This window comes from Marinovum sp. (genome assembly GCF_034669705.1).
GTDB lineage: Bacteria > Pseudomonadota > Alphaproteobacteria > Rhodobacterales > Rhodobacteraceae > Marinovum.
Genome location: NZ_JAXMOR010000012.1, coordinates 23,173 through 36,458, shown reverse-complemented (window position 1 = coordinate 36,458; position 13,286 = coordinate 23,173). Strand labels below are relative to the sequence as shown.

Genomic DNA, 13,286 nt, shown 5'->3' with positions numbered 1-13,286 from the left:
ATCGCAGGCACCCCATGGCGCAGACCGACAATCCCGCAGATCCGTTCAAGAAGGCGCTGGCCGAGGCCACCAAGGTGATGGCCAACGATCCCGAGCTGACGGTGTCCTATTCCGTTGACCCCTCCGGCGTGTCGGGCGATGCCATGCGGCTGCCGCAGGTCAGCCGGCGGATGACCCGTGACGAGGTGCTGCTGGCCCGCGGCACCGCGGATGCACTGGCACTCAAGCACAAGTACCATGACACCGCGACGCACAGCCGTTACGCCCCGCCGGGCGACATGGCGCGCGAGCTTTATGAGGCGATGGAAACCGCCCGTTGCGAGGCGATGGGCGCGCGCGACATGCCGGGCACCGCCGGCAATATCGACGCCAAGATCAGCGCCGAGGCCGCCAAGCGCGGCTACGGCGAGATCACCCAGGCCTCTGACGCGCCGCTGTCGGTCGCCGCCGGATATCTGGTGCGCCACCTTGCCACCGGGCGTGACATGCCGCAGGGCGCGGCGAACGTGATGGAGCTCTGGCGCGGCTTCATCGAGGACCAGGCCGGCGGCCAGCTCGGCGATCTGCAGGAGACCCTGTCTGACCAGAGCCAGTTCGCCAAGCTGGCGCGGCGGGTGATCCAGGATCTGGGCTACGGCGACCAGCTGGGCGAGGACCCCGACGACCTTGAGGAGGAGTCCGAGGACCAGGCCGAGGACAGCGAGGACGACGACCGCGATCCCGACAGCACCGGCCAGGACGAGGACCAGGACGACCAGTCCGACGCCAGCCCCGAGCAGAGCCAGGAAGAGCAGCAGGACCCGAGCCAGGCGCAGGTGACGATGGACGACATGTCCGACACCGAGGCCGGCGAGGAGACCGAACTGCCCGAGGGCGAGGCGCCGCTCGAGCCGCCGGCCCCGGCGCCGGTCTCTGAGGCGGACCCCGACTACACCGTCTTTGCGACCGAACACGACGAGGAAATCCATGCCCAGGACCTTGCCGATCCGGCCGAGCTGGAGCGGCTGCGCGCCTATCTGGATCAGCAGCTCGAACCGCTGAAGGGCGCGGTTAGCCGGCTGGCCAACAAGCTGCAGCGAAGGCTTCAGGCGCAGCAGAACCGGTCGTGGGAGTTTGACCTCGAGGAAGGCACGCTCGACGCCGGGCGGCTGGCCCGTGTGGTGGCCAACCCGACGACACCGCTGAGCTTCAAGGTCGAGAAGGACACCGAGTTTCGCGACACCGTGGTGACGCTGCTTCTGGACAACTCCGGCTCGATGCGCGGCCGGCCGATCTCGATCGCGGCGATCTGTGCCGATGTGCTGGCGCGGACCTTGGAGCGCTGTTCGGTCAAGGTGGAGATCCTGGGCTTTACCACCCGGGCGTGGAAAGGCGGGCTGAGCCGCGAGAAGTGGCTCGGCGAAGGCCGCGCGCAGCAGCCCGGGCGGCTCAATGACCTGCGCCACATCGTCTACAAGAGCGCCGATGCGCCCTGGCGCCGGGCGCGGCCCAATCTGGGCCTGATGATGAAGGAAGGTCTGCTCAAGGAAAACATCGACGGCGAGGCGCTGGAATGGGCGCATCGGCGGATGGTCGGGCGGCCCGAGGCGCGCAAGATCCTGATGGTGATCTCCGACGGCGCGCCGGTGGACGATTCGACGCTTTCGGTGAACCCGGCGAATTTCCTCGAGAAGCACCTGCGCGACGTGATCGCCATGGTCGAGCGGCGCCGCATGGTGGAACTGCTGGCAATCGGCATCGGCCATGACGTCACGCGCTACTACGATCGCGCGGTGACGATCACCGACGTCGAGCAGCTTGCCGGCGCAATGACCGAGCAGTTGGCGGCCCTGTTCGACACCGATCCGCGGGCCCGCGCCCGGGTGATGGGGATGCGCAAGGCAGGGTGACCCCGCGGGCGAGCCGGGGTGTGGCCGGTGCCGGCTTGGGGGCTCTGCCCCCGGCCTGCGGCCTCCCCCGAGGGTATTTGTGAACAGAAGAAGACCGGGGAGCGCGATGTTTCAGAGCTTTGAGGTAACGGCACGGCCGGAACAGGGCCCGCCGCGGCTGGCGGCGCTGCGCGAGGTGATGGCGGCCGAGGGGCTGGCGGGCTTCGTCGTGCCCAAGGCCGATGTGCACCAGGGTGAATACGTCGCGCCGCGCGATGATCGGCTGGCCTGGTTGACCGGGTTCACCGGTTCGGCTGGCTTTGCCGTGGTGCTGGCCGAGGTGGCCGGGGTGTTCGTCGACAGCCGCTACCGGGTGCAGGCCCGCCAGCAGCTGGCGGAAGTCTTCACCCCGGTGGACTGGCCGGAGGTGGCGCTGACCGATTGGGTCAAGGAGAGCGGGATCAAGGGCGCTCTGGGGATCGATCCCTGGCTGCACACGCTCAAGCAGCTGCGGGCGCTTGAGGATGGGTTCACCGGCTCCGGCGTGACGCTGCGGCGGGTGGAGAACCTGGTGGACCAGGTCTGGCCGGACCAGCCCGGACCGCCGCGGGCCGCGGTGCGGAGGCATCCCGATGCGCTGGCCGGGCGCAGCTCTGCCGAGAAGCGCGCGGCGCTGGCCGAGGACCTGCGCGGGCTGGGGGCACAGGTGGCGGTGATCACCCTGCCGGATTCGCTTTGCTGGCTGCTCAACATCCGCGGCAGCGACATTCCCCGCAACCCGGTGGCGCATGGCTTTGCACTGCTGTCGGACGATGGCACGGTCGACCTCTTCATGGCAGGCGAGAAGCTGGCGGGCGTGGATCTCGGACCAGAGGTCCGCCGGCACGAGCCGGAGGGGTTTGCTGCGGCGCTGGCGGAGGTGGAGGGACCGGTGCTGGTCGACCCGGACTCGGTGCCGGTGGCGGTGGTTGATGCGCTCACCGCCGAGGTGATCGAGGGGCGTGACCCTTGCGTTCTGCCCAAGGCCTGCAAGACCGAGGCCGAACTCTCCGGCATGCGCGCGGCCCATGCGCGCGATGCGGTGGCGATGTGCGAATTCCTCGCCTGGCTCGACGAGACCGCGCCCGGCGATCTGACCGAGATCGACGTTGCCCGGGCGCTGGAAGGCTTTCGCCGCGACACCGGCGTGCTGCTCGATATCTCGTTCGAAACGATCAGCGGCGCCGGGCCCAATGGCGCCATCGTGCATTACCGGGTGAGCGAGGAGAGCAACCGCAAGCTGGCCGCGGGCGAGCTGTTGCTGGTGGACAGTGGCGGCCAGTATCTCGACGGCACCACCGACATCACCCGCACCCTGGCGGTGGGCGAGGCGCCGGACGACGCGAAAGCGGCCTTTACCCGCGTGCTGCAGGGCATGATTGCGATGAGCCGGGCGCGCTGGCCCAAGGGGCTGGCCGGCCGCGATCTCGATGCTCTGGCGCGGTTGCCGCTGTGGCTGGCGGGGCAGGATTACGGCCATGGCACCGGCCATGGCGTCGGCGCCTATCTGTGCGTCCACGAGGGGCCGCAGCGCCTGTCGCGCACCGGCACCGAGCCGCTGCGCGCCGGCATGGTACTGTCGAACGAGCCGGGGTTCTACAAGGAGGGTGCCTTCGGCATCCGGATCGAGAACCTGATGGCCGTACGCGAAGCCGCCCCCCTGCCCGAGGGCACCGTCGCCGGGATGCTGGAGTGGGAGACGCTGACCTGGGTGCCGATCGACCGGCGGCTGATCCTGGTCGAGCGGCTGACGGCGGCGGAACGCGACTGGCTCAACCGGTATCATGCGACCTGCCGACACATGCTGCTTCCGAGTCTGGGCAAGCGGGCGGCGATGTGGTTGGATGCCGCAACTGCACAAATCTGACACAGGGCTGTTACAGGGCACAGGCCATGTAGCGCGAAAGCCGTATTGGGAGAAGAGAATGTCGATCAGGATTGTTAAGGCCGAAGGCAAATGGGTGATACGCGCCAGCGGCGCGGTTCTGGGCGAAAGCTCGAATGCGCTCGAGCTTCTGGAGGATGGCCACAAGCCGGTGATCTATTTCCCGCGCGAGGATATCGCCATGGCGATGCTGGACCCGTCTGACACGAAAACCACCTGCCCGCACAAGGGCGAGGCCAGCTATTACACCATCGAGGCCAAGAACCGGACGCTGACCGATGCGGTCTGGTCCTACGAGGACCCCAAGGAAGACGTGGCCGCGATCAAGGGCTATCTGGCGTTCCAGCCCGGCGAGTATCTGCAGGTCGAAGAGCTCTGACTAGCTGTGTTCCTCTTCCGCGGTGGCGGCAAGGGCGCGGTTGTAGGCCTTGAGCGCATCAACGTGGAACAGCGCGCCGCGCAGTTCCGGCGGCTGGCCCTCGCCGCGGATCGCCACCACCGGCAGGAAGGAGACGGCCGAGGTCTCGAACATCGGCAGGGCGGTTTCAAGCGTCGCATTGGCGTCGAGGTAGACGCCGGTTTCCACCATCTCCCAGCAGGCCGGTTCTGACGGCGCCTTGGGATGGTCCATCGGCCGCATCACCTGCGCCACCCGGAACATCGCCAGCAGGTAGGCCTGCGGGCCCGCCGCCAGGTGCACGCCGCGGCGTTCCAGCTGGGTGAGGAAGAACGACCGGTCGACCAGCCGCGAGGCCAGCGCCGTTGACATCGAGACCGAGACCATCACCGCCAGACCGGTCTGCCAGTCGCCGGTCAGCTCGAAAACGATCAGCGTGGTCGAGATCGGCGCGCCCAGCACCGCCGCCGCCACCGCCCCCATGCCGGCAAGGGCATAGAGCGTGAAGGCGCCGGAGTGCTCGGGAAAGAGCGAGGTGGCGATCAGACCGAAGGCCAGACCGGTCAGCGCGCCGACCATCAGCGAGGGCGAGAACATGCCGCCGCCCATCCGGCCGGCCATGGTGACGGCGACGGCGATGACCTTGATCACTGCATAGACGATCGCCTGCCAGAGCAGCAGCTGCCCGGTCAGCGCCAGCGAGGTGGTCTCGTAGCCGACGCCGATGATATGCGGAAAGTAGATCGCCATGGCGCCGAGGATCGCGCCCGCCAGCATCGGGCGGATCCAGTACGGCAGGCCGATGCGGCTCTGGATCCGGCTCTCGAGGTCATCGGCCCAGAAGATGCCGCGGATCATCACCACCGAGACCAGCCCGCAGACCAGCCCGAGGATCAGGAAGGCCGGCAGCTCGAGGTAGAACTCGAGCGCCGTGGTGCCGGGCAGCGTGAACTCTGTGACATCGCCGAAGGCCAGCCGGTTGATCACCGTGCCGGCGGCCGAGGCGACGACGATCGGCGCGAAACTGTGCAGCGCGAAATGCCGCAGCACCACCTCGAGCGCAAAGAGCGCGCCGGCGATCGGCGCGTTGAAGCTGGCCGAGACCGCGGCGGCGACGGCGCAGCCCAGAAGGTCGCGGCCGGTAATGCCGTCGGCATGCAGCACGTTCGACACCCAAGACGAGATCATCGCCGCGATATGTACCACCGGCCCCTCCCGCCCCGTCGAGCCGCCGGTCGACAGCGTGATCAGCGAGGAGGCGGCCGAGGCGAGGCCCGCCTTCTTCTCGACCCGCCCGTCGTTGAGCGCGGCGCCTTCGATCACGTCGGCCACCGCCCGGACCCGGCCGTCGTCGGTGAAGAAATAGAGGATCAGCCCGACGGTGACGCCGCCGCCCATCGGGATGATCAGCACCCAGAACCAGTCGAGCGAATGGGCGAATGTGTGCAGCTGGGTGATGTCGTCGGTGCCATAGAGCGTGGCCTGCAGCCATTCGATCGCCCGGCGGAACAGCAGTGCCGCGAAACCGGCGGCGATGCCGATCATCAGGGCGATGAACCAGAACTGGACCTGGCTCGGCCCCCGGTGACGCAACAGCTGCCAGCCCCGGCCAAAGACCGCGCGCATTTCGCTCAGCTGGCGGATGGCGGGATTTTTTGGGTTATTTGCCATATCGCTCGATCACGTCTTTGCGCGCTGGGGCCGCTGCGGTAGGAATGCGCGATTTCCGAAATCAGGCGGTGGGAGCCATGACCAGACAAAGGGCGCAGGACGACAAGGCCATCGAGGCCCTCACGGCCTTGTTAGGCCAGAGACTGTCCCGGTCCAAGTCGGATCTGGCCCTGCATGGCCGCTCCGAGAGCTATTTTACCCCTGCCCCGCCTGATGCGGTGGCCTATCCCGAGACCACCGAAGAGGTCGCGGCGCTGGTGGCGATCTGTGCCGAACATGGCCTGCCGGTGGTGGCCTGGGGCACCGGCACCTCGCTCGAGGGGCATGCGCTGGCGGTCGCGGGCGGCGTGGTGGTGGATTTCTCGCGCATGGCACGGGTGCTCGAGGTGCGCCCCGAGGACATGGATGTGACGGTGCAGCCCGGCCTGACGCGCGAGGCGCTGAACCAGGAGCTGCGCGCGACGGGGCTGTTCTTTCCGGTCGATCCCGGCGCCAATGCGGCGCTTGGCGGCATGGCGGCCACTCGCGCCAGCGGCACCACGGCGGTGCGCTATGGCACCATGCGCGACAACGTTCTGGCGCTCGAGGTGGTGCTGGCCGACGGCCGGGTGATCCGCACCGGCACCCGGGCGCGCAAATCCTCGGCCGGCTTCGACCTGACGGCGCTGATGGTGGGCAGCGAGGGCACGCTGGGGCTGATCACCGAGCTGACCCTGAGGCTGCATGGCCAGCCAGAGGCAATCAGCGCCGGGGTCTGCGCCTTTCCCGACATGGCGGCGGCAGTGGCGGCGGTGACCGATACCATCCAGATGGGCCTGCCGATGGCGCGGATCGAATTCGTCGACGCGGCCAGCGCGGCGGCGGTGAATGCCTATGCCGGGATGAGCTTGCCGCTCCTGCCGCATCTGCTGCTGGAGTTTCACGGCTCGGAGGCCGCGGTGGCGGAACAGGCGCAGCAGTTCGGCGAGATTGCCGCAGATCACGGTTCGCTGGGGTTCGAGTGGTCGGTGAAACCCGAGGACCGCAAGGCGCTCTGGTCGATGAGGCACAACGCCTATTACGCCATCCTCGCCTCGCGGCGCGGCGCGCGGGCGCTGGTCACCGACATCTGCGTGCCGATCTCTCGGCTGGCCGAGGCGGTGGAGGCGACCCAGGCCGATATCGCCGCCGCCTCGATCCCCGGCCCGATCCTCGGCCACGTGGGCGACGGCAATTTCCACGCCATCCTGCTGATCGACGACGCCAACCCGGCGGAGTTGGCAGAGGCCAAGGCGTTGTCGGACCGGATGGTGCGGCGGGCGCTGGCGCTTGGCGGCTCCTCGACCGGCGAGCATGGGGTCGGGATGGGCAAGCTCGGGTTCATGGCGGGCGAACATGGCGCGGGCTGGCAGGTGATGGGCGATATCAAGCGGGCGCTTGATCCGAAGAACATCCTCAATCCGGGCAAGGTGGTGCCGCCGCTCGGGTGATCTCGGGCGCGTGCGCTTTTGGCAACGGGGGATAAGGGGGCCAGCCCCCTCGGCCTGCGGCCTCACCCCCGGAGGTTTATCTGGCAAGATGAAGACAGGAGCGGTGGTTTCGGGGCGGGCCGGCCGTGACGGGCGCTGGTCTTGGTGATGCGATCGGCGGCGTCGCGCTGTTGGAGAGAGTGTGGCGGCCTGGCTCAGAAGGGCCAGCTCAGCCGGCCAGCAGCGCGCGGGCGGCGGCGCGGGCCTCGTCGGTGACAGTGTCGCCGGCCACCATGCGGGCGATCTCGTCGACGCGGTCGCCGGCGTCGAGCGGCACCACGCTGGACAGCGTCTGCTCGTCGGCCACGCGTTTCTCGACCCGCCAGTGATGCGCGCCCAAGGCGGCGACCTGCGGCGAATGGGTGACCACGAGCACCTGCCCCTCGCGCGCCAGCGCCGCCAGCCGGCGGCCGACCGCATCGGCGGTGGCGCCGCCGACGCCGCGGTCGATCTCGTCGAAGATCAGGGTGATGCCGGAATTGCCCTCGGCGAGGCAGACCTTGAGCGCCAGCAGGAAGCGGCTGAGCTCGCCGCCTGAGGCGATCTTGCCGATCGGGCCGGCGGGGGCGCCGGGGTTGGTGGCGACGGTGAAGGCCACCGCGTCGCGGCCCTCGGGGCCCGGCGCCTCTGCGGTGATCTTGGTGGCAAAGACCGCGCGCTCCATCTTGAGCGGCGCCAGCTCGGCGGTCACCGCCGCGTCGAGCCTCCGGGCGGCGGCCGCGCGGGCCTCGCTGAGCGCGCCGGCGGCGGCGTCATAGGCGGTCTCGGCTGCGGCGGAGGCTTTGCGCAGATCGGCGATGCCGGCGTCACCGGCGTCGAGGCGGGCGAGCTTTTTCGACAGGGTCTCGGCCAGCTCGGGCAGCTCCTCGGGCGTCACCTGATGCTTGCGGGCGAGGCCGCGGATCGCGAAGAGACGCTCCTCGGCCTCTTCCAGCTCATGCGGGTTGAAGGCCAGCGCCTCCAGCGTGTCCTCGACCCCGCGTGCGGCCTGGTCGAGCTCTTCCATGGCGCGCGCCAGCGCCGCCAGCGGCGCGTCGAGCTGGCCCTCGGCACGGTCGGCCACGCCGTCGAGCCAGCGCATGGCGTCGCCCATGGCGCCCTCGGCCCCGTCGGTGCCAAGCGCCTGGCCGGCGCGCTGGATGTCTTCGCGGATGCGTTCGGACTGCTGCATCATCCGGCGTTTCGCGTCGAGCTCGGCATCCTCGCCAGGTTGCGGCGAAAGCGCCTCGAGCTCACCCACCGCATGACGCAGGAAGTCCTCTTCCTCGCGCATCGCCGCCAGCCCCGCCTCGGCCTCGGCCAGCGCCTTGCGCGCCTGTGACAGCGCCTTCCAGGCCGTGCGCGTCGCCGCAAGCTCGGCCTCGACCCCGGCAAAGGCATCGAGAATGCGACGGTGGCCACGCGGGTTGAGCAGCCCGCGGTCGTCATGCTGACCGTGCAGTTCCACCAGCGTCTCGGAGAGCCGACGCAGCACCTCGCCCGAGCAGCGGCGGTCGTTGACCCAGGCGGTCTTGCGCCCCTCGGCGGTGTTGACCCGGCGCAGGATCAGCTCGTCGGTGGCCGGCAGCCCGGCCTCCTCGAGCACGGCAAAGGCGGCGTGGCCCGGCGGCAGGTCGAACTCGGCCACCACCTCGCCCTGTGGCGCGCCCGCCCGCACCAGCTCGGCCCGGCCGCGCCAGCCCAGCACGAAGCCCAGCGAGTCGAGCAGGATCGACTTGCCGGCGCCGGTCTCGCCGGTGAGCACGTTCAACCCCGGCTGGAAGGCCAGCTCGAGGTGATCGATGATCAGCATGTCGCGGATATCAAGCGTGCGCAGCATCAGATGCCCCGTGGGGTGGGCAGCCTGCCCACCGCTGACCTATAGCCATTCGCCCTTGACCATCTGGCGATAGATCGCCCCCAGCCAGGTGCCGTCAAAGACCTCGGGTTCCAGCCCCTGCCCGGTGAGCAGACGATAGCTGTCCTCGTACCATTCGGTCGATTGGTAGTTGTAGCCGAGGATCGCCGCCGCGGTCTGTGCCTCTTGGGTGAGACCCAGCGACAGATAGCTCTCGACGAGGCGGTGCAGCGCCTCGGCGGTGTGGGTCGTGGTCTGGAAATCCTCGACCACCACGCGGAACCGGTTGATCGCCGCGGTGAAATGCTTGCGCTTGAGATAGTAGCGCCCGATCTCCATCTCCTTGCCGGCGAGATGATCGAAGGCGAGGTCGAATTTCAGGATCGCGGAGCGGGCGTATTCGCTGTCAGGGTAGCGCTCGATCACCGTGCGCAACGCCTGCAGCGCCTGGAAGGTCAGCCCCTGGTCGCGGCCGACCTCGTCGATCTGGTCGTAATAGCTGAGCGCCAGCAGGTACTGGGCATAGGCGGCGTCGTCATCGGCCGGATAGAAATCGACATACCGCTGCGCCGCCGAGCGGGCATCTTCGTATTCCTTGTCCTTGTGATGAGCAAAGGCCTGCATGATCAGCGCCCGCTTGGCCCATTCGGAATAGGGATAGAGTCGCTCGATCTCGGAAAAGAACCGCGCCGCCTCGCTGTAATCGTTGCGGGCGATCTCGTATTCGCCGCGTTCGAAGATCTGTTTGGCGGTATAGGATTCGATCGGCGTGTTGGAGAAGCCGATGTTGCCGCGCGCGTTGCGAAAGGTGCCGCCGGAACAGCTCGCCAGCGTGAGACCGGCCACCAGCGCAACAACGATGGCCTGCGATGTCCTGCCTCTCAGCGGTCTGTCGCCCGTCATGCCTGTCACTTCCTCACCCAATGTCCCGGTTCAGTCTCGCGGGGTGTGCGGTCCCGGGTTGCGTCACGTCCTAACACGAAGCGTCAAGCCTCTGAAAGGGCATACGACACATCGCCAAAGATGGAAACGCCCGCCGGGGCCGGGCGGGCGCAAAAACCGGTGAACGCGGATTTCACGCCACGGCGGGCATGTCCTGCGGCACCACGCCGACACCGGGCAGACGCGCCGCATCCATGCCCTCGACCTCGACCAGGCGGAAGGCGCCGGGGGTGTTGTAGAGCGCGTGCAGCAGCATGTTGGTCATCGCGTGGCCGGCGCGGTGGCCGGTGTAATGGCCAAGGATCGGCGCGCCTGCCAGCGCCAGGTCGCCGAGCGCGTCGAGCATCTTGTGGCGCACCGGCTCGTCGCGGTGACGCAGACCGCCGGGGCTCAGCACCCGGTCGCCATCGACCACCACCGCGTTGTCGAGCGTGCCGCCGAGGGCCAGGCCGTGGGCGCGCATGGTGTCGACGTCGGACTGGCGGCAGAACGTGCGGCTGTCGCAGAGCTCGCGCACGAAGGTGCCGTTCGACAGCACCAGACGCTTGTCCTGGCTGCCAATCGCGGCATCGGCGAAATCGATGTGGAACGACATGGTAAAGGTCTCGGCCGGCGACAGGCGGGCCCAGCCGCTGTCGGTCTCGACGGTGACGCTGCGGTCGATCTTGATCGCCATCACCGGGGTGTCGAGATGGCGGATGCCGCGGGCAAGGATGGCATCGACGAAGGGCGCGGACGAGCCGTCGAGGATCGGCACTTCGGGGCCGTCGATCTCGATCAGTGCATTGTGGATGCCGCAGCCGGCCAGCGCCGCCATGACGTGCTCGATGGTGCTCACCTCGACACCGGCGGCGTTGCGGATGCGGGTGCAGAGCGGCGAGCGTTCGACCGCGTCCCAGCGGGCCGGAACCATGGCATCGCCGAAGCGGATGTCGGTGCGCTTGAACCAGATGCCGTAGCCGGCCGAGGCGGGGAGGATCACCATGCGGACCGGGCGGCCGGAGTGCAGGCCGATGCCATCGAAACGGACTGTATTCTTGATCGTGGCCTGCATGGGTCTTCCTTTCGGCTTCATCGTCGTGTCCGGGCCCTGTGCCCGAAGCTGCAGTGGGTGGCTGGTGTGACAAGCCGGCAAGGGTCCACTGCGGTCCGGCGATGAGAGTGAATTAGGATCTCGGGGGGATATCCTCAAATAACGTATTGCAACGCTATGAAACATAACCGTCACAGTATCGGCGAGAACCCGCATCTTTCGGTCAAGACACTGTAATCGTGTCACTTTCCTGAGCCTGCGACAGGGTGTTTCAGGCCCGAATGTGACCGGTAACACCCGCGTTTTCGGCCTGTGTGACAGCGTTTCGCCAGATGCCCCCTGCCCTGTCGTAACGGAATGTTAACACCTGTCAGGGCAGATTCCGAACAGGCGCCGCTGCGGGGGCGGCGCGAAACAGCGAAGGGGCCCCCGTACGGGAGCCCCTTGCAAGTCACATGGATCAGCGCGCGTCGGGACGGGCTGAGATCAGTTGGCCTGGCGACGCAGGAAAGCGGGGATCTCGATCCGCTCCTGTTCGGGGTCGGCCTGCGGTTCCGGCGCATAGTTGGTCGCTGGCGACTGCACCGGCGGCTGCTGGCGACGGGCCTGGCCCTGGTTGTCCTGGCCGTTGCCGGTCATGCGGCCGATCAGCGAGTTGATGCCAAAGCGCGGGCGCTCGACCTCTGCCGGCTCTTGCGGGGCGGCCTGCTGCTCCTTGGGGAAGCCACCGCCGGCGCGGGCTGCGGCGGCCTGAAGACGCGCCATTGCCTCGGGCGACGGGGTGCCGGTTGCCGGCGCCTTGGGGGCAACGAAGCTCTCGGCCTCGTCTTCCTCGTAGGCCTGGGCGCGGGCGTCGTACTGCTGCGGCTCAGGCTGGTAGGCGGGCGGCGGCACGTCGTCCTCGACCACAGCATCGGCGCGCTGGTCGAAGCCCTCGAAGAGCGAGGGCTCCTCGGCTTCGGCCACCTGCGGCTGGACCTCTTCGTAGGCCGGCTCCTGGTGCTCTTCGACGCGGGCGGTGACCTGCTCTTCGATCGGCTCTTCGGCCGGAGCCTGCACCTGCTTGAGCGGCTCGGCCAGCGAGCGGCGCGGCACGGGAATGTCATGCTGCACGCCCGAGGCGTCGATGCCGGTCGCGACGACGCTGACGCGCATCTGGCCCCCCATGGCTTCGTCGAGGGTCGAGCCGACGATGATGTTGGCGTCGGCGTCCACTTCCTCGCGGATGCGGTTGGCCGCTTCGTCGAGTTCGAACAGCGTCAGGTCGGTGCCGCCGGTGATGTTGATCAGCACGCCCTTGGCGCCGCGCAGCGAGATCTCGTCGAGCAGCGGGTTCGCGATCGCCTTCTCGGCCGCCTGGATTGCGCGATCCTCGCCATCGGCTTCGCCGGTGCCCATCATCGCCTTGCCCATCTCGTCCATCACCGCGCGCACGTCGGCGAAGTCGAGGTTGATCAGGCCCGGACGCACCATCAGGTCGGTCACGCCCTTGACGCCCTGATACAGAACGTCGTCGGCCATGCTGAACGCATCGGTGAAGGTGGTCTTTTCATTCGCCAGCCGGAACAGGTTCTGGTTGGGAATGATGATCAGCGTGTCGACGACCTTCTGCAGCGCCTCGACGCCGTCCTCGGCCTGTTTCATCCGCTTGCCGCCCTCGAACTGGAACGGCTTGGTCACCACGCCGACGGTCAGAACGCCAAGCTCACGCGCGGCCTGGGCAATGATCGGCGCCGCGCCGGTGCCGGTGCCGCCGCCCATGCCGGCGGTGATAAAGCACATATGCGCGCCGGCCAGGTGATCGACGATCTGCTCGATGCTCTCTTCGGCAGCGGCGGCGCCGATCGAGGCCTTGGCGCCGGCGCCCAGACCCTCGGTCACCTTGACGCCCAGCTGCACGCGGGCCTCGGCGTTGGATTGCTGCAATGCCTGCGCATCGGTGTTGGCCACCACGAACTCGACGCCCTCAAGCTGCTTCTCGATCATGTTGTTGACCGCGTTGCCGCCTGCACCGCCCACGCCGAATACCGTGATCCGGGGGCGCAGTTCATCGTGTCCGGGTACCGAAAGATTCAATGTCATGCTGTCCGCCTTGTCCGCCTGCTT

General features: G+C 68.2%; 9 protein-coding genes. 4 read left to right on the top strand and 5 right to left on the bottom strand.

Annotated elements, in window-relative coordinates:
• Positions 1 to 14 precede the first annotated feature (14 nt).
• The 3 genes from cobT (at position 15) to VOI27_RS10485 (ending at position 4,171) form a co-directional block, all read left to right on the top strand.
• The gene (gene cobT / locus VOI27_RS10495; protein ID WP_323765291.1) at positions 15 to 1,889 is read left to right on the top strand and encodes a cobaltochelatase subunit CobT; all 1,875 of its coding nucleotides are present in this window, start codon (positions 15 to 17) and stop codon (positions 1,887 to 1,889) included.
• A 106-nt stretch (positions 1,890 to 1,995) separates the two neighbouring features.
• A complete protein-coding gene (locus VOI27_RS10490) occupies positions 1,996 to 3,774 on the top strand; it encodes an aminopeptidase P family protein (protein ID WP_323765290.1) in 1,779 nt (592 codons plus the stop codon).
• Positions 3,775 to 3,832: 58 nt separating this feature from the next.
• Positions 3,833 to 4,171: a DUF427 domain-containing protein gene (locus VOI27_RS10485; RefSeq protein ID WP_323765289.1), complete on the top strand. Its 339-nt coding sequence runs from the start codon at positions 3,833 to 3,835 to the stop codon at positions 4,169 to 4,171.
• On the opposite strand, the gene VOI27_RS10480 is transcribed toward VOI27_RS10485, so the two are convergent.
• Positions 4,172 to 5,860 (bottom strand): chloride channel protein, encoded by a 1,689-nt coding sequence (locus tag VOI27_RS10480; protein ID WP_416374668.1) that lies wholly within the window; start codon positions 5,858 to 5,860, stop codon positions 4,172 to 4,174.
• 77 nt (positions 5,861 to 5,937) lie between these two features.
• Between VOI27_RS10480 and VOI27_RS10475 the strand changes: the two genes are divergently transcribed.
• Positions 5,938 to 7,329 carry an FAD-binding oxidoreductase gene (locus tag VOI27_RS10475; RefSeq protein WP_323765288.1) on the top strand — a complete coding sequence of 464 codons (1,392 nt, stop codon included), beginning with the start codon at positions 5,938 to 5,940 and terminating at the stop codon, positions 7,327 to 7,329.
• Between the two features lie 208 nt (positions 7,330 to 7,537).
• On the opposite strand, the gene recN is transcribed toward VOI27_RS10475, so the two are convergent.
• From recN to ftsZ, 4 genes are all read right to left on the bottom strand, one after another.
• Entirely contained in the window at positions 7,538 to 9,187 is a 1,650-nt protein-coding gene (gene recN, locus VOI27_RS10470; protein ID WP_323765287.1) for a DNA repair protein RecN, read from the bottom strand.
• A 39-nt stretch (positions 9,188 to 9,226) separates the two neighbouring features.
• On the bottom strand, positions 9,227 to 10,108 hold the full coding sequence (locus VOI27_RS10465) for an outer membrane protein assembly factor BamD (RefSeq protein WP_323765286.1): 882 nt from the start codon (positions 10,106 to 10,108) through the stop codon (positions 9,227 to 9,229).
• A gap of 172 nt (positions 10,109 to 10,280) precedes the next feature.
• Positions 10,281 to 11,201, bottom strand: a complete 921-nt coding sequence (lpxC, locus tag VOI27_RS10460; RefSeq protein WP_323765285.1) for a UDP-3-O-acyl-N-acetylglucosamine deacetylase — start codon at positions 11,199 to 11,201, stop codon at positions 10,281 to 10,283.
• 465 nt (positions 11,202 to 11,666) lie between these two features.
• On the bottom strand, positions 11,667 to 13,262 hold the full coding sequence (ftsZ, locus tag VOI27_RS10455; RefSeq protein WP_323765284.1) for a cell division protein FtsZ: 1,596 nt from the start codon (positions 13,260 to 13,262) through the stop codon (positions 11,667 to 11,669).
• Between the last annotated feature and the right edge of the window lie 24 nt (positions 13,263 to 13,286).

What these genes read in the sequence shown, in the direction of transcription:
- cobT (WP_323765291.1), top strand. Translation starts at nt 15, where the DNA reads ATGGCGCAGACCGACAATCCCGCAGATCCGTTCAAGAAGGCGCTGGCC.
- VOI27_RS10490 (WP_323765290.1), top strand. Translation starts at nt 1,996, where the DNA reads ATGTTTCAGAGCTTTGAGGTAACGGCACGGCCGGAACAGGGCCCGCCG.
- VOI27_RS10485 (WP_323765289.1), top strand. Translation starts at nt 3,833, where the DNA reads ATGTCGATCAGGATTGTTAAGGCCGAAGGCAAATGGGTGATACGCGCC.
- VOI27_RS10480 (WP_416374668.1), bottom strand. Translation starts at nt 5,860, where the DNA reads ATGGCAAATAACCCAAAAAATCCCGCCATCCGCCAGCTGAGCGAAATG.
- VOI27_RS10475 (WP_323765288.1), top strand. Translation starts at nt 5,938, where the DNA reads ATGACCAGACAAAGGGCGCAGGACGACAAGGCCATCGAGGCCCTCACG.
- recN (WP_323765287.1), bottom strand. Translation starts at nt 9,187, where the DNA reads ATGCTGCGCACGCTTGATATCCGCGACATGCTGATCATCGATCACCTC.
- VOI27_RS10465 (WP_323765286.1), bottom strand. Translation starts at nt 10,108, where the DNA reads ATGACGGGCGACAGACCGCTGAGAGGCAGGACATCGCAGGCCATCGTT.
- lpxC (WP_323765285.1), bottom strand. Translation starts at nt 11,201, where the DNA reads ATGCAGGCCACGATCAAGAATACAGTCCGTTTCGATGGCATCGGCCTG.
- ftsZ (WP_323765284.1), bottom strand. Translation starts at nt 13,262, where the DNA reads ATGACATTGAATCTTTCGGTACCCGGACACGATGAACTGCGCCCCCGG.